Annotated in this window: 22 protein-coding genes; 6 read left to right on the top strand and 16 right to left on the bottom strand. The window is 73.8% G+C overall.

Annotated features, from left to right (window positions below; genetic code table 11):
- Positions 1-40: 40 nt before the first annotated feature.
- A complete protein-coding gene (locus ACPFP2_RS10275) occupies positions 41-1,300 on the bottom strand; it encodes a DNA polymerase III subunit delta' (RefSeq protein ID WP_424088379.1) in 1,260 nt (419 codons plus the stop codon).
- Positions 1,300-3,399, bottom strand: coding sequence for a dTMP kinase (gene tmk, locus ACPFP2_RS10270; protein WP_424088378.1), 2,100 nt, complete (start codon positions 3,397-3,399; stop codon positions 1,300-1,302). Before tmk ends, ACPFP2_RS10275 begins: the two co-directional genes overlap by 1 nt.
- 270 nt (positions 3,400-3,669) lie before the next feature.
- Here tmk and ACPFP2_RS10265 point away from each other — a divergent pair, with 270 nt between their 5' ends.
- Positions 3,670-4,878, top strand: a complete 1,209-nt coding sequence (locus tag ACPFP2_RS10265; RefSeq protein WP_424088377.1) for an alanine racemase — start codon at positions 3,670-3,672, stop codon at positions 4,876-4,878.
- Between the two features lie 47 nt (positions 4,879-4,925).
- Here the strand turns inward: ACPFP2_RS10265 and ACPFP2_RS10260 are convergent, their stop codons facing one another.
- On the bottom strand, positions 4,926-5,501 hold the full coding sequence (locus ACPFP2_RS10260) for a TetR family transcriptional regulator (RefSeq protein WP_424088375.1): 576 nt from the start codon (positions 5,499-5,501) through the stop codon (positions 4,926-4,928).
- A gap of 225 nt (positions 5,502-5,726) precedes the next feature.
- Here ACPFP2_RS10260 and ACPFP2_RS10255 point away from each other — a divergent pair, with 225 nt between their 5' ends.
- On the top strand, positions 5,727-7,031 hold the full coding sequence (locus tag ACPFP2_RS10255) for a D-arabinono-1,4-lactone oxidase (protein ID WP_424088373.1): 1,305 nt from the start codon (positions 5,727-5,729) through the stop codon (positions 7,029-7,031).
- A gap of 58 nt (positions 7,032-7,089) precedes the next feature.
- Here ACPFP2_RS10255 and topA read toward each other — a convergent pair whose 3' ends face one another.
- The 6 genes from topA to ACPFP2_RS10225 all read right to left on the bottom strand — a co-directional run bounded on the left by topA (position 7,090) and on the right by ACPFP2_RS10225 (position 15,133).
- Positions 7,090-9,930, bottom strand: a complete 2,841-nt coding sequence (topA, locus tag ACPFP2_RS10250) for a type I DNA topoisomerase (RefSeq protein WP_424088371.1) — start codon at positions 9,928-9,930, stop codon at positions 7,090-7,092.
- Positions 9,931-10,411: 481 nt separating this feature from the next.
- Positions 10,412-10,996, bottom strand: coding sequence for a hypothetical protein (locus tag ACPFP2_RS10245; RefSeq protein ID WP_424088369.1), 585 nt, complete (start codon positions 10,994-10,996; stop codon positions 10,412-10,414).
- Between the two features lie 26 nt (positions 10,997-11,022).
- Positions 11,023-11,565 (bottom strand): hypothetical protein, encoded by a 543-nt coding sequence (locus ACPFP2_RS10240; protein ID WP_424088367.1) that lies wholly within the window; start codon positions 11,563-11,565, stop codon positions 11,023-11,025.
- A gap of 102 nt (positions 11,566-11,667) precedes the next feature.
- On the bottom strand, positions 11,668-14,025 hold the full coding sequence (locus ACPFP2_RS10235; RefSeq protein ID WP_424088365.1) for a sodium-translocating pyrophosphatase: 2,358 nt from the start codon (positions 14,023-14,025) through the stop codon (positions 11,668-11,670).
- A 317-nt stretch (positions 14,026-14,342) separates the two neighbouring features.
- Positions 14,343-14,780, bottom strand: a complete 438-nt coding sequence (locus tag ACPFP2_RS10230; protein WP_088977081.1) for an ATP-binding protein — start codon at positions 14,778-14,780, stop codon at positions 14,343-14,345.
- Positions 14,777-15,133, bottom strand: coding sequence for an STAS domain-containing protein (locus ACPFP2_RS10225; RefSeq protein WP_424088363.1), 357 nt, complete (start codon positions 15,131-15,133; stop codon positions 14,777-14,779). Before ACPFP2_RS10225 ends, ACPFP2_RS10230 begins: the two co-directional genes overlap by 4 nt.
- 132 nt (positions 15,134-15,265) lie before the next feature.
- Here ACPFP2_RS10225 and ACPFP2_RS10220 point away from each other — a divergent pair, with 132 nt between their 5' ends.
- From ACPFP2_RS10220 to ACPFP2_RS10210, 3 genes are all read left to right on the top strand, one after another.
- Positions 15,266-17,686: a DEAD/DEAH box helicase gene (locus ACPFP2_RS10220; protein WP_424088361.1), complete on the top strand. Its 2,421-nt coding sequence runs from the start codon at positions 15,266-15,268 to the stop codon at positions 17,684-17,686.
- Between the two features lie 269 nt (positions 17,687-17,955).
- A complete protein-coding gene (locus ACPFP2_RS10215) occupies positions 17,956-18,162 on the top strand; it encodes a hypothetical protein (RefSeq protein ID WP_424088359.1) in 207 nt (68 codons plus the stop codon).
- Between the two features lie 47 nt (positions 18,163-18,209).
- Positions 18,210-18,788 (top strand): hypothetical protein, encoded by a 579-nt coding sequence (locus ACPFP2_RS10210; protein ID WP_424088357.1) that lies wholly within the window; start codon positions 18,210-18,212, stop codon positions 18,786-18,788.
- Positions 18,789-18,965: 177 nt separating this feature from the next.
- Here the strand turns inward: ACPFP2_RS10210 and ACPFP2_RS10205 are convergent, their stop codons facing one another.
- From ACPFP2_RS10205 to ssd, 7 genes are read right to left on the bottom strand one after another with little or no spacing between them, the layout of a single operon-like run.
- Positions 18,966-19,454 (bottom strand): Rv3654c family TadE-like protein, encoded by a 489-nt coding sequence (locus tag ACPFP2_RS10205; protein ID WP_424088355.1) that lies wholly within the window; start codon positions 19,452-19,454, stop codon positions 18,966-18,968.
- A 29-nt stretch (positions 19,455-19,483) separates the two neighbouring features.
- Positions 19,484-19,852 (bottom strand): TadE family type IV pilus minor pilin, encoded by a 369-nt coding sequence (locus tag ACPFP2_RS10200; protein ID WP_424088353.1) that lies wholly within the window; start codon positions 19,850-19,852, stop codon positions 19,484-19,486.
- On the bottom strand, positions 19,849-20,028 hold the full coding sequence (locus ACPFP2_RS10195) for a DUF4244 domain-containing protein (protein ID WP_424088352.1): 180 nt from the start codon (positions 20,026-20,028) through the stop codon (positions 19,849-19,851). The genes ACPFP2_RS10200 and ACPFP2_RS10195 overlap by 4 nt, the downstream gene beginning before the upstream one ends.
- A gap of 23 nt (positions 20,029-20,051) precedes the next feature.
- Positions 20,052-20,837 (bottom strand): type II secretion system F family protein, encoded by a 786-nt coding sequence (locus ACPFP2_RS10190; RefSeq protein WP_424088350.1) that lies wholly within the window; start codon positions 20,835-20,837, stop codon positions 20,052-20,054.
- Positions 20,837-21,979 carry a hypothetical protein gene (locus ACPFP2_RS10185; RefSeq protein WP_424088348.1) on the bottom strand — a complete coding sequence of 381 codons (1,143 nt, stop codon included), beginning with the start codon at positions 21,977-21,979 and terminating at the stop codon, positions 20,837-20,839. The genes ACPFP2_RS10190 and ACPFP2_RS10185 overlap by 1 nt, the downstream gene beginning before the upstream one ends.
- Positions 21,976-23,181: a TadA family conjugal transfer-associated ATPase gene (locus tag ACPFP2_RS10180; RefSeq protein WP_424088346.1), complete on the bottom strand. Its 1,206-nt coding sequence runs from the start codon at positions 23,179-23,181 to the stop codon at positions 21,976-21,978. The genes ACPFP2_RS10185 and ACPFP2_RS10180 overlap by 4 nt, the downstream gene beginning before the upstream one ends.
- Positions 23,178-24,278, bottom strand: a complete 1,101-nt coding sequence (ssd, locus tag ACPFP2_RS10175) for a septum site-determining protein Ssd (protein WP_424088344.1) — start codon at positions 24,276-24,278, stop codon at positions 23,178-23,180. The genes ACPFP2_RS10180 and ssd overlap by 4 nt, the downstream gene beginning before the upstream one ends.
- 409 nt (positions 24,279-24,687) lie before the next feature.
- Here ssd and ACPFP2_RS10170 point away from each other — a divergent pair, with 409 nt between their 5' ends.
- The gene (locus ACPFP2_RS10170) at positions 24,688-25,524 is read left to right on the top strand and encodes a hypothetical protein (RefSeq protein WP_424088343.1); all 837 of its coding nucleotides are present in this window, start codon (positions 24,688-24,690) and stop codon (positions 25,522-25,524) included.
- The last annotated feature ends 190 nt before the right edge of the window (positions 25,525-25,714 follow it).

The raw sequence follows: 25,714 nt of genomic DNA, 5'->3' as shown, positions 1-25,714 counted from the left end.
GCACGCCCACGACGCCTGTCGATGCCGCCGGGGGTGCCCCCTACCCCTTCCACAGGGTGAGCATCATCGCCTCCACCGCGATCCGCGGCTTGACGTTCGCCTCGATGGCCGTGCGGCACTCCAGCACCGCCTCCAGCCGCCGCAGCGCGCCCTCGGCGGCCCACTTCTGCGCGCCCGCCTCCGCCATCGCGGCGGTGTCGGTGTGCACCGGGGCAACCGGCGCGCGCAGCGCCATGGTGAGCGCGTCCCGGTAGAAGCCGGCCAGGTCGACCAGGGCGCGGTCGAGCGCGTCGCGCTGGGCCCGGGTGGCCCGCGACTTCTGCCGCTTCTCCAGGTCCTTGAGCTGCCCGGCGGCGCCGCGCATCGCGCCGGCCGCGCCCCGCCCGGTGCCACCCGCGCCGAGCGCGGTCTGCAGGGCGGCCCGCTCGGCCGCGTCGGCCTCCGCGACGGACGCCTCGGCCTCCGCCTCGGCCGCCTCGATCAGCGCGGACGCCGCGTCCAGCGCGGTGCCGACACCGGTGAGCCGGCGCGGCACCGCCAGCACGGCGTCCCGGCGCTGCCTGGCCTCCGGGTCGCGGGCCAGCCGTCGGGCGCGCCCGACGTGCCCCTGCGCGGCCGCCGCCGCCCACTGCGCCACGTCGGGCGCGATGCCGTCCCGGCGGACCAGCACCTCGGCCACCGCGCCGGCCGGCGGCTGCCGCAGCGGTACGACCCGGCAGCGCGACCGGATGGTCACCGACACGTCGTCCGGGTGGGTGGACGGGGCGCAGAGCAGGAAGACCGTCCGCGGTGGCGGCTCCTCGACCGCCTTGAGCAGCGCGTTGCCGGCCGCCTCGGTGAGCCGGTCGGCGTCTTCGATGATCACGATCTGCCAGCGGCCGCCGGAGGGGGTGCTCGCGGCCCGGAGCACCAACGCCCGCATCTCGCCCACGCCGATGGAGAGCCCCTCGGGCACCACCAGCCGGACGTCGGCGTGGGTGCCGGTCATGGTGGTGTGGCAGCCGGGGCATTCGCCGCAGCCGGTGCCGTACGCGCACTGGAGGGCGGCGGCGAAGGCGCGGGCGGCCACCGACCGGCCGGAGCCGGGCGGGCCGGTGAAGATCCAGGCGTGGGTCATCCCCGCGCCCGGGTCGACGGCGGGGCCGTCCCCGTCGACCTCGTCGGCGTACCCGTCGGGGTCGTCGGCGGCCGGGGCGGGCGCGTGGGCGGCGCGCAGCACGGCGGCGGCGGACGCGGCGGCGCGGCGCAGCGTGTCGACCGCCTCGTCCTGCCCGACGAGGTCGGCGAAGACGTCCGGCATCAGGTCCGATGCTCCATCGTCACCAGCTCCGCGTCGGATAACTCGGGCTGCACCGAGGTGTCCGGCCCGTGGGCGGGGCGCGGATGCACGATGCCGGCCGGGTCGACCAGGAACTCCTGCACCCGGCGGGCGACCAGGGTGGAGATCTCCCCGGCCGGCCGGGAGGCGTCGAGCACGAGGTAGCGCTTCGGGTCGTTCGCGGCCAGGTCGAGGAAGGCGTACCGGACCCGCTCGTGGAAGGCGAGCGACTCGGCCTCCAGCCGGTCGGTGCCCTCGTTGCGGGCGGTCACCCGGGACAGGCCGGTGTGCGGGTCGACGTCGAGGAGCACCACCAGGTCGGGCTTGAGGCCGCCGGTGGCCCAGGAGGAGAGCCAGGAGACCTCCTCGACCGGCAGCGTCCGCCCGGCCCCCTGGTACGCCAGGGAGGAGTCGACGTACCGGTCGCTGATCACCACCGCGCCACGCACCAGCGCCGGCCGGACCACGGTGGCCACGTGGTGGGCGCGGTCGGCGGCGTAGAGCAACGCCTCGGCGCGCGGGGAGGGGGCCTCGGCGCCGGAGTTCTCCAGCACCAGCGAGCGGATCCGCTCCCCCACCGACGTCGCGCCCGGCTCGCGGGTGACCACGACCTCGCGCCCCTGCCCGCGCAGTTGCTCGGCGAGCGCGCGCAGCTGGGTGGACTTGCCGGCGCCCTCGCCGCCCTCGAAGACCACGAAGAGGCCGCTGGAGACGAAGGGCTCCGCCGGCATCAGCGGGCGGCCCCGGATCGAGCCCCACAGGTCGGCGAGGACCGGTACGCCCTTCTTGTCGTCCATCTGCCCGAAGGCGCTGATCCCGGCGAAGATGCCGGCGGCGCCCGCGACGAGCAGCAGCAGCCGGGTCGAGGAGACGGAGATGCCCAGGTCGGCGATGGTGAGCTGGCGGGAACCGCCGACGCCGACCAGGAGGCTGCTCAGCGCGATGGCGAGGATCAGCACCAGCCGGGTGCCGATCTGCACCACCGCGAAGACCCGGCCGCGCACCTCGTCGGCGACCTCGCCGCCGAGCAGCGTGGTGCCGGCGAGGAAGGCCATTCCGGCGCCGGCGCCCACCATGATCGCGCCGAGCATCGCCATGGACAGGTGGATGGCGAAGGCGAGGGTCATCACCGCAGCGCTGGCCAGCACGATGCTCATGCCGAACCAGCGGCGACGGGAGAGGTCCCGGACGATCATCGGACCGAGCCCGATGCCGAGCGCCAGGCCGATGAAGATCGCGCCGAAGAGCAGCGAGAAGGCGGCGTCACCGGCGCCCAACGAGTTGGCGAAGAACTTGGCCGTGCCGACCACGATGCCGCCGCCGGCGAAAGCGCCGAAGATGCCGAGCACCAGGCCACGCACCAGCGGCGTCTGGCCGATGAACCGCCAGCCGTCGGCGAACTGGCGGAACATGCTCTGCTCGACGCGCCCCGCCTCGCCACGCTGGGCCTCGCTGATCTCCTTGATCCCGAAGGCCACCACCAGTGCGGTGGCCAGTCGGGAGAAGGCGTTGAACCAGAGGGCGAGCTGGGCCGGCTCGGACCAGTCGGGCAGATCGCCACCGACCGCCCCGCGCACGCCACGGTCCAGCACGGCCAGGGCGATGGCGGCGGCCACCGGGGTGAGGCCGTAGGTGGTGATCAGGGTGAGCTGGTTCGCCGCTTCCAGCCGGGTGGGCGGGATCAGGTTGGGGACCGCGGCCTCCTTGGCCGGGATCCACATCAGCGTGAGCGACTCGATCAGGAAGGTGGCGATCAGCGCCCAACCGACCACCAGGCCGCCCGGGGCGCCGGTGAGCGCGTAGAGCGGGATCGAGGCGAAGAGCACGAAGCGCAGCAGGTCGCAGATGACCATCGTCCAGCGTCGGTCGAACCGGTCGGCGAAGACGCCTGCCACCGGTCCGAGCACCAGCGCGGGCAGCAGCCGGATGGCGGTGACGCCGCCGAAGGCCGCGCCCTGGGCGGTGCTGCCGGACACCTGCGAGGCCGCGAAGAGGGCGGTGGCGAGCAGGCCGAGCCAGTCGCCGAAGGAGGCCGCGCCGAGCACGATCCAGAGCCGGCGGAACGGCCGGATGCGCAGCACCGAGCGGATAGCGGCGTATCCGGACCGGTCGGACTGTGTCCCGGACGACGACACGCCGGACGACTCGCCGTTCTTCTGGCTTTCGATGGCCGTACCTCCACGTGCCGGCCCAACACTGGGCGGTCCCGGTGCAACACTCTAGTCCCGGTGGGAGGCCTTCCCACCGCGACATTCTCCTGCTCGCCGAGCCTAGGCCGCCGGGACCAGCGTCCGCAGCCGGCGGACATGAGGGTATTTCGCATTAGTCTCCCGGACAGTTAGCGTGCACCCGTGGCCACCGACAGCGACACCCTGCGCGAGCGCCTCGACCGGGCGACCGCCCACCTCGACCCGCCCTACGCCGTGGTCGACCTCACCGCCTTCGACGCCAACGCCGCCGCGCTGGCCGGACGCAGCGGCGGCAAGCCCGTCCGCGCCGCCAGCAAGTCGATCCGGGCCCGGGAGCTGATCACCCGGGCGCTCGACCGACCCGGCTGGGCCGGGGTGATGGCGTTCACCCTGCCCGAGGCGATCTGGCTGGTCCGCACCGGCGTGACCGACGACGCCCTGGTCGCCTACCCGACGGCCGACCGCCACGCGCTCGCCGAACTGGCCGCCGACCCGGCGCTCGCCGCGGCGGTCACCCTGATGGTCGACGGGACCGAGCAGCTCGACCTCGTCGACACGGTGTGCGCCCCCGGCCGCCGGCCCGAGCTGCGGGTCTGCCTCGACCTGGACGCCTCCTGGCGACCGCTGGGCGGGCGGGTGCACGTCGGGGTGCGCCGCTCACCGGTGCACAGCGCCCGGGCCGCCGCCGCGCTCGCCGCCACCGTAGCCGGCCGGTCGGGCTTCCGGCTGGTCGGACTGATGTCGTACGAGGCGCAGATCGCCGGGCTCGGTGACGCTCCGCCGGGGCGGGCGGCGCTGGGCGCCGCGATCCGGATCGCCCAACGCGGGTCGTGGCGCGAGCTGCTGGCCCGCCGAGGGGCGGCCGTGGCTGCGGTACGCGAGCACGCCGACCTGGAGTTCGTCAACGGCGGAGGCACCGGCAGCGTGGCCGCCACCAGCGCCGATCCCGCCGTCACCGAGGTCACCGCGGGATCGGGCCTGTACGGTCCGACGCTCTTCGACGCGTACCGGGCCTGGCGGCCGACCCCGGCGGCGTTCTTCGCCTGCACGGTGGTCCGCCGACCGGGGCCGGGCCTGGTCACCGTGCTGGGCGGGGGGTGGACCGCCTCGGGTCCGGCAGAGCGGAGCCGGTTGCCCCGACCCTGGCTGCCGGCCGGGCTGACGCTGGTCGGCACGGAGGGCGCCGGGGAGGTGCAGACGCCGCTGACCGGTCCGGCGACGGCCGGGCTGCGGATCGGCGACCGGGTCTGGTTCCGCCACGCCAAGGCCGGCGAACTCTGCGAGCACGTCAACGAACTGCACCTGGTCGAGGGGGACGAGGTGGTCGGCGTCGTGCCCACGTACCGGGGCGAGGGCCACGCCTTCCTCTAGACCGGGCGCTGCCGCGCCGGACGCCGCCCGGCGCGGCGGCCGGGCGGTCAGGCCTGCGTGACCGGCGCGGCCGGCGCGTCGACGTGCCGGTGCAGGTACTCGCGGATCAGCGCCTTCGCCTCGGCGAGCACCCGCTCATCGCCCTCCGGCTTGCGCCGGAACGCCAGCTTGATCAGGGCGTCCGCGGCCTCGACGGCGATCTCCAGACAGAACCGCAGCCGGGGCTCGTCGACCATCCCGAACCGCTCGGTCAGCACCCGGGCCAACTGGTCGGCGATCACGCCGTTGTTGTCGCGCTGCTCATCGAGCAGGTGCAGGTCGACCACGTCGCCGAAGTGCAGGGTACGGAACCCCGGGACGGTGCGGTGCATCGTGATGTACTCGTCGATGCCCGCGTCGACGCCGTCCCACCAGTGGGTCAGGTCGTCGGAGGCGAACCGCTCGTCGAGCCGCTGCAGGTAGGACTCCATCGTGCGCAGGGTCAGCGCCTGCACGATGGCCCGCTTGTCCGGGAAGAACTGGTAGACCGACCCGATCGCCACCTCGGCCCGCTCGGCGAGCAGCGTGGTGGTCAGCCCCTCGTACCCCACTTCGTCGACGAGTTCGGCACAGGCGTCCAACATCCGCTGGACCCGCGCGACACTTCGACCCTGCACCGGAACGCGGCGCAGCGGTCCGGTCGTGGCGGCTGGTGTGGACACTCGGCGCCACCCCCCTTCGACGGAAGAACATATCTGCATGTCACGTGCTCGTGACTACCGGTACAACGAGCGGACCTCGATTGCGGTATTTACCAGGCACAACGTTCCTGATATGAAGATGGCTCATATTCACGTCGAGGAGCGCCGATGGCCGGTACCACCACCGCATGGTCCAACTGGGCAGGCAACCAGCACAGCGTCGCCACCGCCATCCTGCGCCCGAGCACGGTCGACGGCGTCACCGAGGCGGTCCGGGACGCCGCCGCCGCCGGCGAGCGGATCCGGGCGGTGGGCAGCGGCCACTCCTTCACCCCCATCGCCCGGGCCGAAGGGCGGCTGCTGGACCTGACCGCGCTGGAGACCGACGTCCGGGTGGACCTCGCCGAACGGCTCGTCACCGTCCCGGCCGGGATGACCCTGCGTACGCTCAACGCCCTGCTCGCCGCGCACGGCCTCGCCATGCCCAACCTCGGCGACATCGACGCCCAGACCATCGCCGGGGCGATCTCCACCGGCACCCACGGCACCGGGGCGGCGTACGGCTGCCTCTCCACGTTCGTCGAGGCGCTGACCCTGGTCACCGGCACCGGTGAGGTGCTGCGCTGCTCCGCCGACGAGCACCCCGACGTCTTCGCCGCCGCCCGGGTCGGGCTCGGCGCGCTCGGCGTGCTGGTCGAGGTGACCCTGCGCTGCGTCGACGCCTTCGTGCTGCGCGCCCACGAGCGACCCGCGCCGCTGTCCGCCGTCCTCGCCGACCTGCCCGAACTGGTCGACCGGCACGACCACGCCGAGTTCTACTGGTTCCCGTACACCGACCGGGTGCAGGTCAAGACCAACGACCGGGTGCCCGCCGACGACCGGCCGCTGCCCCGCTGGCGCGGCTGGCTGGACGACGAGTTCCTCGCCAACACCGTCTTCGCCGGGGCCTGCCGGCTGGGCCGCGCCGTGCCGGCGCTCGCCCCGACCATCAGCGCGGTCTCCGCCCGGGCCCTCACCGAACGCACCTACACCGGCCGCTCCGACACGGTCTTCTGCACCCCGCGCCGGGTCCGGTTCGTGGAGATGGAGTACGGCATCCCGCGCGCCCACCTGCCCACCGCGCTGGAGGAACTGCGCCGCATCGTCGACCGGCTGCCGTTCAAGGTGCTCTTCCCGGTCGAGGTGCGGTTCACCGCCGCCGACGACATCTGGCTGTCGCACGGCTACGGCCGGGACTCGGCGTACATCGCCGTCCACCAGTACGTCGGGATGCCGCACGAGCCGTACTTCCGGGCGTTCGAGGAGGTGACGACGGAGTTGGGCGGCCGACCCCACTGGGGCAAGATGCACTGGCGCGACGCCGCCTCGCTGGCCACCGCGTACCCGAGGTTCGCCGACTTCCAGGCGCTGCGCAACCGCCTGGACCCCGACCGCCTCCTCAGCAACGCCCACCTCGACCACATCCTCGGCTGAGCCGGGGACGTCCCGACGAGGTCCCCGGCGGTGTCGGCCGGGACCTCGTCGGGCGGACTCACTCCGGAGTGGCGGTCGCCTTCTTGGGGGCGGCCTTCTTGGCGGGGGCCTTCTTGGCGGTGGTGGCCTTCGCCGTGGTGGTCTTCCGGGCGGTCGTGGACTTGGCGGCGGCGGTCTTCTTCGCCGCCGTCTTCTTCGCCGGAGCCGCCTTCTTCGCCGGAGCCGCCCTCTTCGTCGCCTTCTTCTTCGGCGCCGGGCCCTTGGCCCGCTTCTCCGCCAGCATCTCCGACGCCTCTTCGAGGGTCAGCTCCTCCGGGGTCTGCCCGCGCCGCAGGGACGCGTTGGTCTCCCCGTCGGTGACGTACGGCCCGAACCGCCCGTCCTTGATGACCAGCGGCTTCTCGGTGAGCGGGTCGTTGCCCATCTCCCGCAGCGGCGGCGCGGCGGCCCGGCGCTGGCGTGCCTTGGGGGCGGCCAGCAGGGCCAGCGCCTCGTCCAGCGTGACGGTGAACATCTTGTCCTCGGAGTCCAGTGAACGGAACTCGTCACCACGCTTGACGTACGGGCCGTAGCGGCCGTTGTTGGCGAACACCTCGACGCCGTCGAGGGCCAGCCCGACCAGCCGGGGCAGGCTGAGCAGCTTCAACGCCTCGTCGAGGGTGAGCGAGTCCGGCGACTGGGAGCGGAGCAGGGAGGACTTCCGCTCGCCGCTGGCCACGTACGGGCCGAACCGGCCGGACTTGAGCAGGATCGGCTCGCCGGTGGCGGGGTCGTCACCGAGCTTGCGCTCACCCCCGCCGCCGAGGAACAGCTCGTGCACCTTCTCCGGGGTCAGCTCGTCCGGGGCCAGGCCCTCCGGGATCGGGGCGCGGTCACCCGGGGCGCCGCCCTCCTCGCCCTCCGCCGCCGGGGCCGACTGCTCGCCGGGCACCGCCCGCTGCAGGTACGGCCCGTACCGGCCCACCCGGACGACGACCTCGCGCCCCTCGTCGTCGGTGAAGAGCGGGATGGAGTTGACGCTGCGCGCGTCGATGTCGCTGAGGTTCTCCGTGACCAGCTTCTTCAGCCCGCCGGCGTGGGCGATCGCCTGGTCGCCGGTGCCGTTGGCGCTGCCGAAGTAGAAGGAGGTGAGGAAGTCGACCGCGGCGTGGTCACCGCCGGCGATCTCGTCCAGCTCGTTCTCCATGCTGGCGGTGAAGTCGTAGTCGATCAGGCGAGGGTAGTGCTGCTCCATGAGCCCGATCACCGCGAACGCCAGGAACGTCGGGATCATCGCCTGGCCACGCTTGGCGACGTACCCGCGGTCCTGGATGGTCTGCATGATCGACGCGTACGTCGACGGGCGGCCGATGCCCAGCTCCTCCAGCGCCTTGACCAGCGACGCCTCGGTGTAGCGCGACGGCGGCTGGGTGTGGTGTCCCTGCGCGGCCAGCTCGTCGGCGGTCAGCGGCTGGTCCTTGACCAGGTTCGGCAGCCGGCGCTCGGCGTCCTCGGCCTCGGCGTTCTCGTCGTCGCTCGACTCGACGTACGCCCGCAGGAAACCGGGGTCGGTGATGGTCTTGCCGGTCGCGCCGAAGTCGGCCTCCTCCTGGGCGGAGGAGACCGCGCGGATGCGCACCGAGACGCTGGACCCGACCGCGTCGGTCATCTGCGAGGCGATGGTCCGCCGCCAGATCAGCTCGTAGAGCTTGAACTCCTCGGCCGACAGTTCCTTGGCCACCTCGCCCGGGGTGCGGAAGTTGTCCCCCGCCGGGCGGATCGCCTCGTGCGCCTCCTGCGCGTTCTTCACCTTGCCGGTGTAGCGACGCGGCTCCGGCGGCACGCTGCGCTCGCCGTACAGCTCGACGATCTGCCGGCGGGCCGCCGCGATGGCGGTCTCCGACAGGTTCACCGAGTCGGTACGCATGTAGGTGATGTAGCCGTTCTCGTAGAGCCGCTGCGCGGTGCGCATCGTCTGCTGCGACGACAACCGCAGCTTGCGGGCCGCCTCCTGCTGGAGGGTGGAGGTGATGAACGGCGCGTACGGGCGGCGGCGGTAGGGCTTCTCCTCGACCCGGGTGACGGTGAACTGCCGCCCCTGAAGGCGGGCCGCCAGGCCACGAGCCCCGCTCTCGTCGAGGTGCACGACGCCCGCGCCGGGCCGGACCCGTCCGGTGGTCGGCTCGAAGTCCTTGCCGGTGGCGATCCGGTCGCCGTTCAGCGCGACCAGGGTGGCGGAGAAGGTGCGCGGCCCCTCACCCGGCCGGGCCACCGCGAGGGTGGCCAGGATGTCCCAGTACTCGGCGGTGCGGAAGGCCATCCGCTGCCGTTCCCGCTCGACCACGATGCGGGTCGCCACCGACTGCACCCGGCCGGCCGAGAGCTTCGGCATGACCTTCTTCCACAGCACCGGCGAGACCTCGTAGCCGTAGAGGCGGTCGAGGATGCGCCGGGCCTCCTGGGCGTCGACCAGATCACGGTCGATCTCCCGCGGGTTGGCCACCGCGGCCTGGATCGCCGGCTTGGTGATCTCGTGGAAGACCATCCGCTTGACCGGGACCTTGGGCTTGAGGGTCTCCACCAGGTGCCAGGCGATCGCCTCGCCCTCGCGGTCCTCATCCGTGGCCAGGAAGATCTCGTCGACCTCCTTGGCCAGCTTCACCAGCTTGCTGATCTGCTGCTTCCGGTCGGCGGAGACCACGTAGAGGGCGTGGAAGCCGTTGTCGACGTCCACCCCGAGCCGGGCCCACGGCTCGCCCTTGTACTTCGCCGGCACGTCGGCGGCGTTGCGCGGAAGGTCGCGGACATGACCGAAGCTGGCCTCCACGACGTACCCCGGGCCGAGGTAGCCCGAGATCGTCTTGGCCTTCGCCGGTGACTCGACGATGACCAGACGGGTGGTTCCAGCTTTGCTCGGCACGTCTCTCCCCGACCTCACTCCTGCTCCATGCCCGATCCGGGCCGTCTTGCACCTGCCGGACCACCGGCGGTCCGGATGTCCAACGTAACGCGCCGCCCGGGTTTCGGGTTTCGCGGGCGGCAATCAGCCCCGCACGGCGGTACGCGACCGGTGCCGCACGGGCATCACGGGCCGGACGGCGCCACCGTACACCGTGGGTAGGGCGCCAGGTGGGTCACTGTGACGATGGCGGACCCTCGGCCGAGGGTCACCGGCCCGTTCTTACCGGGCGGAGCGCCGGCCGGCTGTCCTTGATCGGACAGCTCGCCGCCTTGACCGCCACCGGCCGACACCCCGGGGCGAGCCCAGCCGTCCGCGCGCCCCGTCGTGATCGACTCCGTTGCGGCGGAATCGCGCCGTCCGGGCCGCCTCGACCCCGCCATCACGCCGACCTGAAGTCGACCTTCCCGGCCCCGGCGAGGCCACCGGGTCGGGCCGGTCGTCAGGCCGGGGCCGCCGGCCAGGACTCCGGGGGCGCGGTGGACGGCCGCTCCCCGACCAGTTCCGCGAGCCGGAGCAGGCGCCGCCGACCGGTGACCCGGAACGCCGGACCACCGGTCTCCGGCTCCAGCACCGCCACCGGCAGCCCCACCGCCGCCAGCGCCGCCCGCAGCGTCGGCCACCACTCCCGGTCGTCCTCGGCGAGTCGCAGCAGGAACCCCGACGGGTCGCCGGCGCCGGCGGCAGCCAGCCAGAGCCGCAGCCGTCGCCCGTTGAGATGGAAGCCGGCGGGCGGCCGCCTGCCCGCCGGACCGGCCAGCCAGGCCGTGGCCAGCGGGGCCAGGGTCCTCGCGTACGACGTGCGGACCGCGAACCGCTGGTCCTCGGTCGCCTCCCAGCTCGCGGCGAGCCCGCGCGACCGCAACTCGGCGACGAGCACGTGCACCCGCCAGGCGGCGTCGACCACGATCGACAGCCGGGCCGTGCGACCCATCCGGACCACCTCCCCTCCGCCGGCGAGCAGACCGGCCAGATCGGCGACGGACGGATCCGCCGCCTCGGTGCCGAACAGCGAGAGCTGGCGCACCGGTCGGGGGGGTATGTCGGGAGGGGTCAGCGACACTCCGGAACCTCGTCGAAGGCCTGTTTGAGCTCTTCAGAGTTGAGCTTGCTGGTGTCCAGCGCGCTCGCGTCGTACTCCTTGGTCAGCGTGTCGACCGCGGCCTTGACCCCGTCGTAGAAGGCGGTGGCCTCGCCGGTGCCGAGCCCGTCGATGGTGTCCCGGGCCCGGCCGTACGCGTCGCGGACCTTCTCCAGCGTGGCGCGGAAGCCCCGGGAGATCTCCTCACCGTGCTCGGTCTCCGGGACGCCCGCGTCGGCGACCCGGCGGCGGGCGGTCTCGCTGGCCTCCTCCGCGCCGGCGAAGAGGCGTACCAGGTTCTCCTTGGCCTGCGCCGGGGTGGTCTGCGCGGTCATCTGCTGATTGGTGCTGCTGGTCAACTTGCTGATCTCGGCCCGCCAGGGGGTGAGCGCCTCGCAGACCGAGGCGGCCCAGGCGCGCGGGCTGGGCCCGCCACCGCAGCCACTGACGACCAGTACGAGCGTGGCCAGGACCACCGTGAGCTTTCCGGCGGCTGCCGCCCGGCACGTACGCATGCGTTGCAGCGTACGGCCTCGCGGTGAATGCGCCACCGCTCAGGCGCACGGCGGACGGGTCCCCGGCCGGCGCGTCGCCGACCGGGAACCCGCCGTCGTGACTCAGGCGTTGACCGCCTCGGCGCGCTCGTGGCTGCCCGCGCCGGGGCCGTCGCCGTCGGCGGACGAGTCCATCGCGACACCCTTGCGCTTGCTGAAGACCACCGCGGCGACGACGATCAGGGTCGCGGCCACCGCGATGCCCACCCGCAGCGGGGTGTTCTTCTCGTCGCCCACGCTCCAGGCCACCACGGCCGGCGCGATCAGCAGCGAGACCAGGTTCATCACCTTGAGCAGCGGGTTGATAGCCGGGCCGGCGGTGTCCTTGAACGGGTCGCCGACGGTGTCGCCGATGACCGTCGCGGCGTGCGCCTCGGAGCCCTTGCCGCCGTACGCGCCGTCCTCGACGAGCTTCTTGGCGTTGTCCCAGGCGCCGCCGGAGTTGGCCAGGAAGACCGCCATCAGCGTGCCGGCCCCGATCGCCCCGGCCAGGTACGACGCCAGCGCGCCCGGGCCGAGGCCGAAGCCGACCGCGATCGGGGCGAGGATGGCGAGCAGGCCGGGGGTCATCAGCTCGCGCTGCGCGTCCCGGGTGCAGATGTCGACGACCTTGCCGTACTCGGGGCGCTGGGTGCGGTCCATGATCCCGGGCAGCTCACGGAACTGCCGGCGGACCTCCATCACCACCGCGCCGGCCGAGCGGGACACCGCGTTGATGGCCAGCCCGGAGAAGAGGAAGACCACCGCCGCGCCGATGATCAGGCCGACCAGGTTGCGCGGGTTGGACACGTTGAGCGCGTTGAGGATCTCGGTCCCGACGTCGCCGACGCCGGCGTCGGCGTACGAGGTGCGCAGCGTGTCGGTGTACGACCCGAACAGCGCGGTGGCGGCGAGCACCGCGGTGGCGATCGCGATGCCCTTGGTGATCGCCTTGGTGGTGTTGCCGACGGCGTCGAGCTCGGTGAGGATCCGGGCCCCGTTCTCGTCGATGTCACCGGACATCTCGGCCACGCCCTGGGCGTTGTCGGAGATCGGGCCGAAGGTGTCCATCGCGACGATCACGCCGACGGTGGTGAGCAGGCCGGTGCCGGCCAGCGCGACCGCGAAGAGCGAGAGCGTGATGGAGCTGCCGCCGAGCAGGAACGCCCCGAAGACGCCGGCGCCGATGAGCAGCGCCGAGTAGACGGCCGACTCCAGGCCGACGCTGATGCCGGCGAGGATGACGGTGGCCGCGCCGGTCTGCGAGCTCTTGCCGATGTCCTGCACCGGGCGCCGGTTGGTCTCGGTGAAGTAGCCGGTCAGCGCCTGGATGGCGGCGGCCAGCACGATACCGATCACCACCGCGCCGATGGCCACCGTCCGCGGGTTCTGGTCGACGTCGGTGAGGCCGCCCTCCAGTTCGCCGAAGGTCGCCGGGAGGTACTGCCAGGTGGCGATGGCGACCAGCACCGCGGAGAGCAGCGCGGAGATGTAGAAGGCCCGGTTGATCGCGGTCAGGCCGTTGCGGTCCGAGGCGCGCAGCCGGGTGATGAAGACGCCGATGATCGCGATGAGCACGCCGATGCCGGAGACGATCAGCGGGAACACGAGGCCCTGCTCGCCGAAGGCGGCGCGGCCGAGGATGAGCGCGGCGACCAGGGTGACCGCGTACGACTCGAAGAGGTCGGCGGCCATGCCGGCGCAGTCGCCGACGTTGTCGCCCACGTTGTCGGCGATGGTGGCGGCGTTGCGCGGGTCGTCCTCGGGGATGCCCTGCTCGACCTTGCCGACCAGGTCGGCGCCGACGTCGGCGGCCTTGGTGAAGATGCCGCCGCCGACCCGCATGAACATGGCCAGCAGGGCGGCGCCGAAGCCGAAGCCCTCCAGGACGGTCGGGGCGTCGCCCTTGAAGATGATGACGACCAGGGCGGCGCCGAGGAGGCCGAGCCCGACGGTGAGGAAGCCGACCACACCGCCGGTGCGGAAGGCGATCTTCATGGCGGCCTCGCGCCCGCCCTGGGCCTCGCGCGCCGCCGCGGCGACCCGCAGGTTGGCGCGGGTGGCCAGCCACATGCCGGCGCCGCCGATGAACGCGCTGAACAGGGCACCGACCACGAAGAACGCGGACCGGCCGATCTTCACCGCGACCTCGCTGCCGTCGGTGTCGTGCACCGGCAGCAGGAAGAGGAGCACGACGGCGACGACGACGAAGATCGCCAACGTCCTGAACTGCCGGAGCAGGTACGCGGAGGCGCCCTCCTGCACCGCCCCGGAGATCTCCTGCATGTTGGTGGTGCCCTTACCGGCTGCCAGCACGGCCTTGGTCAAGGCGGCGGCGAAGACGAGGGCCACCGCGGCGATGACCGCCGCGATGACGACGTACGTCAGGTTGGCTCCGGTGAGGGACAGCGCGCCGCCTTCGGCGGCCAAGGTCCCGGACATCTATGTCCTCCTGTACCGAACACTGTCGCGTCGGCCAGCGGACGTACTGACCGACGCCTGGATGCGGTGGCGCACGCGCTCCGACCCACCCCGGCGGACCAAGATCAACGTCCATATCCGCTGGCCGCGGGAAGGATCCCGTGCTGACAACCCACAGACTGTAGCCCCGCTGAGTGTCGGAGGTCACACGCGGGGGACACCGTGTTCGGATGATCTTCGTAACTGTGTTATGAGGAAAAATCTGATATAGGGGGCCATCAGCACGACGAGGCCGTGACCCACCCGGGGTCACGGCCTCGTCTACGCGACGTATGCGGTCAGCGGCCGACCGGCCACACCATCCGCACCTCGGTCCCGACGCCCTCGTCGACCGGGCGGACCTGCAGATCCTCCACGAAACCGGCGAGCAGGGCGAAACCCACGCCGGTGGTCAGCGCCTCGTCGGTGAGCGACTCGTTGGCCAACTCGTCGGCGTTCAACGCGGCCAGGCCGATGCCGGCCTCGATCGGCGCCCGATCCACCACCCGCACCTGGTACGCCCCCGAGTCGGACATCTCCACCAGCACCGGGTCGGGCAGCCCGTACTGCCGATGCAGGGCGACGGCCCGCGTGCACGCCTCACCGATGGCCAGGCGCACCTCGTCGAGCAGGTCCTCGCGCACTCCGGCCCGGCGGGCCACCGCGACGCCGACCAGGCGGGCGGTACGCACGTGCACCGGGGCCGGGGAGAAGGAGAGCCGGACCGTCGCCATCACGCGCCGGCGCCGGTGGGATCCGCCGCGATCGCCGTCTCGACCGTGGGGTGCAGCGGGAAGACCTGGTCCAGCGCGGTGATCCGGAAGATCTTGAGCAGCGGCTCCTTGTCGCAGACCAGGGCGAAGGAGCCACCGGCCGCGCGGAGCCGCTTGAGGGCGCCGACCAGCACGCCGAGGCCGGTCGAGTCGAGGAAGTCCACCCGACCGAGATCGACGATCACCTGCCGGACCCCGCCGTCGATCAACTCCAGGAGCCGTTCGCGCAACCGGGGTGCGGTGTAGACGTCCACCTCACCGCCGACCTCGAGCACCGTGTGCTCCCCCACGGTGCGGGTCGCCAGCGACAGCTCCATCAGTCCCTCCTCCGAGAGCCGTAAACTCTCCTGGGCATCTAACCATCCCCGCCACAGTGACCTTCGGTCACCGGCGGCGGCTCCTCCTTACCCACGCCCCCGGTCGTTCACCACCCGAACACCAGTGCGAAAGTGCAGGACGTGAATCCCGCAGCCACCGTATCCGCAGGTCCGGGTTCCGGTCGACCGCTGACGGCGGCGCCCGGCGACCTGCTGCGCCGGCTGCGCGCCCGCCACCACGGCACCGACCCGGTCACCCATGTCGAACGGGTGCCGGCCCGCGCCGGGCAGCCCGCCGGATGGCCCGGCTGGGCCCCCGAGGAACTGCGGGCGGCGCTCGCCGGGCGCGGCGTCGTCGCCCCCTGGCGGCACCAGGCCGAGGCCGCCGAGCTGGCGTACGCCGGCAAGCACGTGGTGGTGGCCACCGGGACGGCGTCCGGCAAGTCCCTGGCGTACCAGCTCCCGGCCCTGGCCACCCTGCTCGCCGACCCCCGGGCAACCGTGCTCTACCTGGCGCCGACCAAGGCGCTCGCCGCCGACCAGCTGCGCGCCGTCGCCGGCCTGGAACTCGACGGGGTACGCCCCGCCACCTACGACGGGGACACCCCACGCACCGAACGGGAGTGGATCCGCCGGCACTCCCGGTTCGTGCTGACCAACCCGGACATGCTGCACCACGGCATCCTCCCCGGGCACGCGCACTGGTCCGGCTTCCTGCGCCGGCTGGCGTACGTGGTCGTCGACGAGTGCCACACCTACCGGGGCGTCTTCGGCTCCCACGTCGCGCACGTGCTGCGCCGGCTGCGCCGGCAGTGCGCCAAGTACGGGCGTACCCCGGTCTTCATCCTGGCCTCGGCGACGTCGGGTGACCCGGCGACGACGGCCGGCCGGCTCACCGGCCTGCCCGTCACCGCCGTCACCGAGGACACCTCGCCGCGCGGCGGGGTGACCTTCGCGCTCTGGGAGCCGCCGCTGCTGCCCTCGGCCGACACGTCCTCCCCCGACGCCGACCTCCGCCAGGTCCGCCGCTCGGCGCTGCGGGAGACCGCCGACCTGCTCGCCGACACGGTCGCCGAGGGGGTACGCACGCTCGCCTTCGTCCGCTCCCGGCGCGGCGCCGAGGTGGTGGCCGCCAACGCCCGGCGGGCGCTCGACGAGGCGGTGCCGGGGCTGGGCGACCGGGTGGCCGCCTACCGCGCCGGCTACCTGCGCGAGGAGCGACGCGAACTGGAACGCGCGCTGCTGCACGGGGAACTGCTCGGCCTGGCCTCCACCAACGCGCTGGAACTCGGCGTCGACCTGGTCGGGCTGGACGCGGTGCTGATCTGCGGCTGGCCCGGCACCCGGGCCTCGCTCTGGCAGCAGGCCGGCCGGGCCGGCCGCTCCGGCGACGAGGCCCTGGCCGTGCTGGTCGCCCGGGACGACCCGCTCGACACCTATCTGGTGCACCACCCCGAGGCGCTGTTCGGGCGGCCCGTCGAGGCGACCGTGCTCGACCCGGCCAACCCGTACGTGCTCGCCCCGCAGCTCGCCTGCGCCGCGTCCGAGGCCCCGCTCACCCCCGCCGACCTGGAACTCTTCGGCGACGGCGCGAAGGAGGCGGTGGATTCCCTGGTCGAGGCCGGCGCCCTGCGGCAGCGCCCGACCGGCTGGTACTGGCGGCACCGGGAGCGGCCCGAGGTCGACCTGCGCGGCTCCGACGGCGCACCGGTCTGCGTGGTCGAGGCGGCCACCGGGCGACTGCTCGGCACCGTGGACGGCGGCTCGTCGCACTTCCTCATCCACCCCGGCGCGGTCTACCTGCACCAGGGCGTCTCGTACGTGGTCGACTCGCTCGACCTGGCCGACGGCTGCGCGCTGGTGCACGCCGAGGAGCCGGACTGGTCCACCCACGCCCGGGACGTCACCTCGCTCTCCGTGGCGTCGGTCCGGTCGTACGTGGACGCCGGGCCGGTCGGGCTCTTCCTCGGCGAGGTCGACGTGACCAGCCAGGTGGTGTCGTACCAGCGCCGCCGGATCGCCTCCGGCGAGGTGATCGACACCCGGCCGCTGGACCTGCCCGCCCGGGAGCTGCGCACCGTCGCGGTCTGGTTCACCGTGTCGCCGCGGTCGCTGGCTCTCGCCGGCGTCGAGACGGCCGACATCCCGGGCGCGCTGCACGCCGCCGAGCACGCCGCGATCGGGCTGCTGCCACTGACGGCGACCTGCGACCGCTGGGACATCGGCGGCCTGTCGACGGCCGTGCACCCGGACACCGAGGCGCCGACCGTCTTCGTCTACGACGGTCACCCCGGCGGGGCGGGCTTCGCCGAGCGGGCGTACGGGACGGCGGCGGCCTGGCTGCGCGCCACCCGCGACGCGATCGCCGAATGCGGCTGCGAGTCCGGCTGCCCGTCCTGCGTGCAGTCCCCGAAGTGCGGCAACGGCAACAACCCGCTGTCCAAGCCGGACGCCGTCCGGGTCCTCGACGTGGTGCTCGCCAACCTTCCCGCGCCGTCCGAGGACGCGACCAGCGGGTCGGTGTCGAAGGTGCCTCGGCAGACGACGCAGTAGGCCCGCCGTCAGCGGCTGCGCCGCGACTCTTCGGGGCCGTGGCGTCCATGCCGAGAGCGGTTCCTGCGCGTCGGGATCTGGTGATCGCCTCGGCGCGGTGTGGTTCGTCGCCGCGTCGCGGCCGTCGGACCGGGTTGTGGGATGTGTGCATGAGCGACGCGGGATGTGGGCAATGGGTCTATGGGAGCGCTTCCATCGATCGGGATGACCGGTCGGAGGCACCCGACCGACCAGCCGACCCTGCCGTTCTTCTTTGTCGAGGAGGAGCCGTGGCCGACACGATCGCCGAGACCGTCGACCTGCTCTACACGATCGACCAGGACAACCTCACCCCCGATCAGCAGATCGCCCTGGGGTCCGCGCTGGCCACCCTCGCCCAGGCGGAACGACTCGAGCAGATCAACGAGCGTCTGCGCAGCATCCACCAGGTGCTGAACACCTGGGCGATGAAGTCGACCCTCGAGGGAGGGCGCTGACCGGAGGGTTGTGCGAGACTCCGGCGCACCCTTCGGAGGAGAACTTCATGCAGCTCGACAGTTTGCAGGCCCAGCACCAGTTCCACATCCGGCAGCGGATCCGGATGATGGTCAACCAGTACGAGGTCCACGCGGTGGCGCCGGACGGCACCGAGGGGGAGCTGCTGGCGTTCGCGCAGCAGAAGCGGCTCGCCTTCAAGGAGCAGGTGACCATCTACACCGACGACTCCAAGCAGCAGGCCCTGCTCGGCTTCAAGGCCCGACAGCGACTCGACCTCGGCGCCACGTACGACGTCACCGACCACGCCGGCACCCCGATCGGGCTGTTCCGCAAGGACTTCGCCCAGTCGCTGCTGCGCTCCACCTGGCACGTCGAGCAGCCCGGGCTGCCGCAGGTCACCGGTCAGGAGCGGAGCATGCCGGTGGCGCTGCTGCGTCGGTTCGTCGACTCGCTCTCCTGGCTGCCGTACCACTTCGACTTCGTCGCCGGCGGTCAGCCGGTCTTCTCGGTGATCAAGAAGTGGGGCCTGCGCGACCGGTACGTCGTCGAGGTGCAGAACCCGCAGATCGACCGCCGCCTGGTGATCGCGATGGCGATCGGGCTGGACGCGCTCCAGGGTCGCTGACCCGTCCGCCGGCCGGGGGCCGTGCCGTACGACGCGCACCCCGGCCGGCCCTTTCGCACCCCACCGGTGTGGGACTCGGGGCGTCGCGCCGACCCGCGCCGCCCCGCCTCGGCCGCCGATCTCGGCCCGCAATCTCCCCGGCGGTGGTCCAGGGCGACCCTCCGGGTCGGCGCGGTGTCAGTCACGGATCGGGCCGGCGCGGGCGGTGGCGGTGGCCGCCCGGTGGAATCCGGGCAGTGGAGACACCGGCACCTCGACCGTCACCAGCGCGTCGAACCCGTCCAGTCGGCACCCGGTCAGCCGGGCCCCGTTGGCGGAGGCCAGTTCGTCCGCCGCGACACAGGCCGCCGCGTCACCGCGCAGCGCCAGCCCCGCCGCGGCGAGCGCCGCGAAGTCGGCAGCGGCCCGGGCCTGGTGCCGCGCCACCCGGGCGCTGCCGATCGCCGCGCCGAACACACCCACCAGCACGAACACCAGACCGACGACGAGCAGGCACACCGTCGCGCCACCCCGGTCGGTGTCACCGCTGTCGGTACCGCCCCGGCCGGCACGACGCCGGCCGACGCGGGCCCACCCCGGGCGCGGTGACCTCGACGGACGTCCACGGCAGCCGGCCGTCGTCCACCCGCACCCCTCCGCCGGCGGGCACCTGCCGGAGCGATCCACGGGCGGACGCCCGCCGGAGTGATCCACCGTCACGGCTCGGCCGCCGGGGATCCCGGTTCGACGGCGACCACCGCGGTGGCCTCGACGGTGAGCCGGGGCAGCCTGGCACCGATGGCGCGTACCGGGGCTCGGACCGTCACGATGACCCGGTCTCCCTCGACCGCCACCGAGACCGTCGCGGCGGGCGGGGCGATCCGCGTACCGGCCGCCACGCCGTCCGCGCCCCGGGCCGCGGCCAGCGCCGCTTCCCGGGCCGCGTCCAGGCAGGCGGCCCTCGTGGTGACGGCTTCGACCGCCGTCACGCCGGTCAGCAGGAGCAGGAGCAGCGCCGGCAGGCCGGCCGCCAGTTCGGCGGTGAACGAGCCCCGGTCACGGCCGGCCCGCCGACGCGGGCTCACTTCAGAGCCCGGTCGATCACCGCGGTCAACGCGGACTGGACGTTGCCGGAGGTGAGCACCTTGAGCAGGATGCCGGCGAAGGCCACCGCGGCGAGGGTGCCGACGGCGTACTCGGCGGTGTTCATCCCGGCGTCCCCGCGCAGTCGGGTCCGGATTCGGGTACGGAGTCTGCGCATTGTGTGTCCCTTCTCGATGGTTGTCAGAGCACGTCACCGAGGACGGCGACGATCACCGGCACCAGGCCGGCGAGAATGAAGGCCGGCAGGAAGCAGAGCCCCAGCGGCAGCACGATGAGCACCCCGGCGCGGCGGGCGGACGCCTCGGCGGCGGTGGAGCGGTCGGCCCGCAGGTCGTCGGCGACCCGGGTCAACGCACCGGCGAGCGCGGCACCGCTCCGCGAGGACCGCAGGGCCGCGGCGACGAGGCGCTCCGCACCGGGCACCGGGGCCAGATGGGCCCATGCCTCCTCCGGGCCGCCGCCGAGCAGCAGGGTCCGGCCGACCATGCCGAGACGTTCGGCCAGTGGCCCGCCGAGCGCGTCGGCGACCGCCAGCACCGAGCGGTCGACCGGTGCTCCGGCCCGCAGCGCCATGGCCAGCAGGTCAGCGGCGAGCGGAAGGTCACCGGCCTCCCGCAGCCGGCGGTCGCGGGCGGCCCGGGGCTCGATGCGCCGTAGCACCCGGTCGGCCACGAGCGCGGTCACCACCCCGGCGAGGCACCCCGGCACACTGCCGAGCAGCACCGCGACCGCCACCCCGGCCAGCCCCGCGCCGAGGCGTATCGGGTCGGGCCACCAGGGCGGCCGGCTCCGCACTGCCGGCGCTCCCACCGGGACCGCAGCGGAACGCTCCGCGTCGTTCCCGGATGTGCGTGGAGTGCCCGCGCGCAGCATCCGCAGCCGCCGATCCGGATCAGACGCCGCCGGGCGTACGGCCGCCACCAGCGCCGCCACGACCAGCAACACGCCCGCGACCACCGGGCTCATCAGCTGTCCCCGTCCGGAAGCCGACCCAACCGCTCGGTCCAGAGCAAGCCACCGATCTGAAGAGCCATCGCGGTCACCGCGCTGACCGCCCCGACGGGGGTGTGCAGCAGTACCGCCAGCGGGTCGGCGCCGATGCCGTAGCCGAGCCCGATCCCGCCGAGCGGGAGAGCCGCCAGCAGCAGCGCGGTGGCCCGCGCTCCGGCGGCCTGGGCGGAGGCGGCGGCGAGCCCACGGTCGTACGCCCGGGCGTCGGCCTCGACGCGTTCGAGGAGTTCCGCCAGGGGCGCGCCGGTCCGGTCGGCGAGCCGTACCGCGGCCCGGGTCAACCGGCCGAGTCGGTCCGGGTCGCCGCCCGGCTCCGGGACGGGCAGCCCGGCCCGCAGGTCGGCGGCGAGGGCGCTGAGCTGGTCCAACCGGCGACGGCGCTGCTGAGCGGTGTGCCGTCCCGTGCGGCCCCGGTAGACCGCTCGGGCACCCAGCACGGCGTACCCGGCGGACAGGAGCGCGGCGACCGGACCGGCGGTGAAGCCACCCACGGCGGCACCCACCACGCCGGCCAGGAGCAGCATCCGGCGCGGGTGGGCCGGCAGTCGCCGGCCTGAGGCGACCGTCGACGGGCGCAGGTCGGCGCCGACGAAGACCGGCGGGTCGGAGACGGGCCTGGTCGATCCGACCGCCGCTGCGGAGATGGCCGCCGTGCCGGGCTGGTGAGGGACGGCCGTGTCACCCGTCCGACGGCGGGCCGCCGGAGCGAGGCCGGCCGCCGGGGACGCGCCGCCCACCGGTGCGGGCTCCGGCAGCCACGGTGGGCGACGGGAGTCCCGCCGCCCAGGTGGGCGGGGCGACGACGGGCGGCCTACCGACCGGGGCGGTCCGGCAGCCACGGCCGGAGAGGACGGCACCGGCGCGGCGAAGGACAACGCCGGTGCCGGTACGGACAACGCCGGTGCCGGCACGGACGCCGAGGTCTGCGACGGCGCGGACGGCGACGACGGCGCGGAGGTGGCAGCCAGGACCGGACGGGCGGACACACCGGGACCGAGCAACGCCCGGCGACGGCGTCGGATCCGGCGTGCCGGCCAGGCGACCACCACCGCCGCGGCGGCCAGGAGCACCGCCACCGTCCAGATCGCGGAGGTCATGCCGGACCCGCCGATCCCGGCCACGGCTCGCAGAGGATCGGCGGCACCGCCACGCCCCGATCCCGCAGCAGGGTGGCGAGCGCCCGACCGGCCAGCCCGAGCCCCCGCCCGCAGATCCAGACCGGGACCACGGTGACCAGCCGTTCGGGCCCTTCGGGGAGCAGGAGACAGATCGACTCCAGCACCCGACCTCGAGACCCGCGGCGCACCTGGAGCAGCACCTGGAGCGCGGCCGCGACCTGTGCGTGCAGTGCCGCCCGGGGCAGGCCGCCGAGCAGCCCGAGCGCCTCCAGCCGGGCCGGTACGTCCGCCGGGGTGTTCGCGTGCAGCGTGCCCGCCCCGCCGTCGTGGCCCGTGTTGAGCGCGGCGAGCAGATCCACCACCTCCGCGCCCCGGCACTCCCCCACCACCAGCCGGTCGGGACGCATCCGCAGCGCCTGTCGGACGAGGTCGCTCAGCCCGACGGCCCCCGATCCCTCCACGTTGGCCGTCCGCGCCTGTAGGCCCACCACGTGCGGGTGTACCGGGCGCAGTTCGGCGGCGTCCTCCACCAGCACGATCCGCTCGGTCGCCGGCACCAGCCCGAGCAGGGTGTTGAGCAGGGTGGTCTTGCCGGATCCGGTGCCACCGGTGACCAGGTACGCGAGGCGGGCCGCCACCACCGCCGCCAGCACCGGGGCGACGGGACGCGGCACGGTGCCCTGGCGTACCAGCTCGTCGAGGGTGAACGGGCGCTGCCGGAAGGTACGCAGGGACAGGTAGGGACCGTCGGTCGCCACCGGTGGCAGTACGGCGTGCAACCGGGTGCCGTCGGGCAGCCGCGCGTCGGCGTACGGGCAGCCGTCGTCCAACCGGCGGCCGGCCGCCGCGGTGAGCCGCTGCGCCAACCGTCGTACGTCGTCGACGGAGCCGAGCGGCACAGCCACCTGGCGCAGCCCCTCGCCCCGGTCCACCCAGACCCGCGTGCCGTTGACCAGGACGTCGGTGACCTGCGGGTCGGCCAGCAGCGGGGCGAGCGGTCCGGCACCGACGAGGTCGTCGTGGACCCGGTCGGCCATCCGTAGCACAGCGGTGTCGCCGAGGACGGCGGCGGTGGGCTCGGCGCGTACGGCGGAGACGATCACAGCCGGCGTGACCGGGACGGCCGAGCCGGCGATGCGCTGCCGGACCCGGGCCGACAGGTCCTCGGGGCGGGCGCTCACGCCGCACCCGGCACGGGCAGGCCGGTCAGTTCACCGACGAGGCGTCGGCAGAGGGTCGCGAGCGGCCCACGCCCGGCTGCGGCGGGCGCCTCGCCACGTTCGAGCCCTCGGCACAGCGCGGGCTCGGGGCGGAGGGTGCCGGCGAGCGGCAGACCCAGGGCACGAGCCACCTCGACGGCCTTCAACCGGCCGGGGGCGGGGCCGCGCACGATCACCCCGAGCGTCGTGCAGTGCGGCGCCGCCGCGGCGACCACCCGGGCCGCCGACGCGGTGGCCCGCAGCTCGGCCGGTACGACCACGTACGCCTGGTCGGCCGCCTGCAACGCGACGACGGCGGCGTCGTCGAGCTGACGGGGCACGTCGATCACGACGAAGTCCCGCCCTCGCCGGGCGGCGTCCACGGTGGCGGCCATCGCCTGTGCGGGCAGGGCGAGCAGGTCGCCCCGGTCCCAGGAGAGCACCACCAGATCGCCCCGGCTGGGCAGGGCCCGGACCAGCGCGGGGGCGTCGACCCGCCCGTCGGCGTCGGTGAGCGCCGGCCAGCGGAGGCCGTCGAGTTCCTCCCAGCCGAGCACCAGGTCGAGCCCGCCCCCGAGCGGATCGGCGTCGACGAGGAGGGTGCGCAGCCGGGCGCGGGCGGCGGTGACGGCGAGACCGCCCGCGAGGACGCTGGCCCCGGCGCCGCCCCGGCCGCCGAGCACCGCGACGGTCCGCGCCGCCCCGCCGGCCGGGCGGTCGGACCCGCACTCGGTGAACCGGTCGACCAGCCAGGGCTCGGCCGCGGGGAGGGTGGCGACATGTTCCGCGCCGATTAGCTCGGCGATCTCCCAGCCGGGGTCCAGTTCCCCGGCGCGTCCGACCAGGACGGTGCGCGACCGCCGGGGCAGCCGCGCACGCAGGCACGCCTGCGCCTGGTCCCGGCCGACGAGCACCAGCGGGGCGGGCAGCCAGCGCGCCCGGGCGGCGGCCGGGTCGGCGGCCAGCTCGACCTCGGTGCCGCCGGCCGCGGCGAGGCGGAGCAGTTCGTCGAGGAGATCGCCGTCGGAGGTGACCAGCAGCGGCAGCCGCCGGTGGGGCGGGAGGGAGGTACGGGGCATCACGGCCTCCAGCGGTCGGGCTCGGGGGTGCTGACCGAGACCCTGCTCCGGTCAGGCCAGGTCCGCCGACCGTCCACCGTCGCCTGTGGACGACACGGGGGCCTGTGGACGACCGCCGTACCGGTCGACGATCTGCTATGGGGCCGGGGCGGACACGGAGCGTCACCCCGGGAAGTCCATACCAGCGCCGGGGATACGAATTCCGTTACACGCAACAGCGGCGCGGCGAATGGATTGCCCGATCGACCATCCGGAATTCCCCGTTGTCGCGCAGGTACGGCAGAACGGACGGTGAAAGAACGTCCCGTTTTCCACCCTCTGAACCATTGACGGCAGGGATCCCTGTGCGCCGATAATCGTGGCCCGTGCCACCGCTGGAGGTGGCTCCCGCGTTCTCGGAAACGGGGCCATGCCCGAATCACCCGACGATGTGCACCGCACCGACGCCACCCTGCGGATCGGCGGCTGGCTGCCCGAGTCGCGCCGGCACGCGCCGTCCATACCGACCTTCTCCGAGGCCAGGGCCCACGACGGGCAGCACCGCGCGGAGGCGCCGCCGCCCCGGGCCGACACCCGACCGACGGCCCCGCCACCCGCGTCGCCGCACGGCCCGGGCGGTCCCACCCGGACCCTGATCCTCGGCTGCGTCGCGGTCGGCGTGATCGCCACGCTGGTGTTCGCGCTGTCGCCGATCTGGTCCACCTCGCCCCGGCCGGAGGACAGGCCCGTGGCCGTCCCGCCGACCGGCGCCGGACAGGCGGACGGGACCGAACCGGTGAGCGCCACGCCGAGCTGGACGTACTCGCCGGCACCGGTGTCGCTCTCCACCCGGGCGTCGCTGCCCTCCCCGGCCCGTACGGCGTCGCCCACCAACCGGCCGACCCGACCCGCCACGGGTACGACCACCCGCCCGAACCCGTCGACCACGCCGCCGAAGCCCCCGGCCCCCGAACAGCCCCGCCCCGACGAGCTGGAGCCACTGCCTCCGTCCCAGGAGCCGTCCCTGCGGTCGAGCAGCGGCGGACCGGAGACCTTCGTCGACTTCGTCAACACCCGCGGCACGCTCGTCGTCGTGCACTGGCTGGACTACGGGGGCCAGCGGCAGCGGTACGCGGTGCTGCAACCGGGCCAGGGCTACCGGCAGCAGACCTACGTGGGCCACCCGTGGGTGGTGACCGACGGCGACGGCCGGGGGCTGGTCTGCTTCCTCCCCGCCCGGGAGATCAAGAAGGCCGTGATCAGGTAGGCGGCACCCGGCCACCTACTCGAGTGCACAAAGGGACGACCCCCGTCGGGGGGAGACGGGGGTCGTCGGGAGGTTCGGCTCCGGGGGGGTTGAGCCGAACCACTCAGCGGTTACGGGGGGTGCAACCGCTGAGGGTCTGCAACTGTCCGAGATATGAGCACTCGTCGTGATGACAAGCATGCCCGAGCGG

It is taken from the genome of Micromonospora citrea (assembly GCF_049629545.1).
Taxonomy (GTDB): Bacteria; Actinomycetota; Actinomycetes; order Mycobacteriales; family Micromonosporaceae; genus Micromonospora; species Micromonospora citrea_A.
This window is presented reverse-complemented; position numbering and strand designations above follow the sequence as displayed.

Bases quoted from the DNA above. Each gene is read 5' to 3' on its own strand.
- ACPFP2_RS10275 (WP_424088379.1), bottom strand. From the start codon at position 1,300: ATGCCGGACGTCTTCGCCGACCTCGTCGGGCAGGACGAGGCGGTCGAC.
- ACPFP2_RS10260 (WP_424088375.1), bottom strand. From the start codon at position 5,501: ATGTTGGACGCCTGTGCCGAACTCGTCGACGAAGTGGGGTACGAGGGG.
- ACPFP2_RS10255 (WP_424088373.1), top strand. From the start codon at position 5,727: ATGGCCGGTACCACCACCGCATGGTCCAACTGGGCAGGCAACCAGCAC.
- ACPFP2_RS10240 (WP_424088367.1), bottom strand. From the start codon at position 11,565: ATGCGTACGTGCCGGGCGGCAGCCGCCGGAAAGCTCACGGTGGTCCTG.
- ACPFP2_RS10235 (WP_424088365.1), bottom strand. From the start codon at position 14,025: ATGTCCGGGACCTTGGCCGCCGAAGGCGGCGCGCTGTCCCTCACCGGA.
- ACPFP2_RS10225 (WP_424088363.1), bottom strand. From the start codon at position 15,133: ATGGAGCTGTCGCTGGCGACCCGCACCGTGGGGGAGCACACGGTGCTC.
- ACPFP2_RS10210 (WP_424088357.1), top strand. From the start codon at position 18,210: ATGCAGCTCGACAGTTTGCAGGCCCAGCACCAGTTCCACATCCGGCAG.
- ACPFP2_RS10195 (WP_424088352.1), bottom strand. From the start codon at position 20,028: ATGCGCAGACTCCGTACCCGAATCCGGACCCGACTGCGCGGGGACGCC.
- ACPFP2_RS10190 (WP_424088350.1), bottom strand. From the start codon at position 20,837: ATGAGCCCGGTGGTCGCGGGCGTGTTGCTGGTCGTGGCGGCGCTGGTG.
- ACPFP2_RS10185 (WP_424088348.1), bottom strand. From the start codon at position 21,979: ATGACCTCCGCGATCTGGACGGTGGCGGTGCTCCTGGCCGCCGCGGCG.
- ssd (WP_424088344.1), bottom strand. From the start codon at position 24,278: ATGCCCCGTACCTCCCTCCCGCCCCACCGGCGGCTGCCGCTGCTGGTC.
- ACPFP2_RS10170 (WP_424088343.1), top strand. From the start codon at position 24,688: ATGCCCGAATCACCCGACGATGTGCACCGCACCGACGCCACCCTGCGG.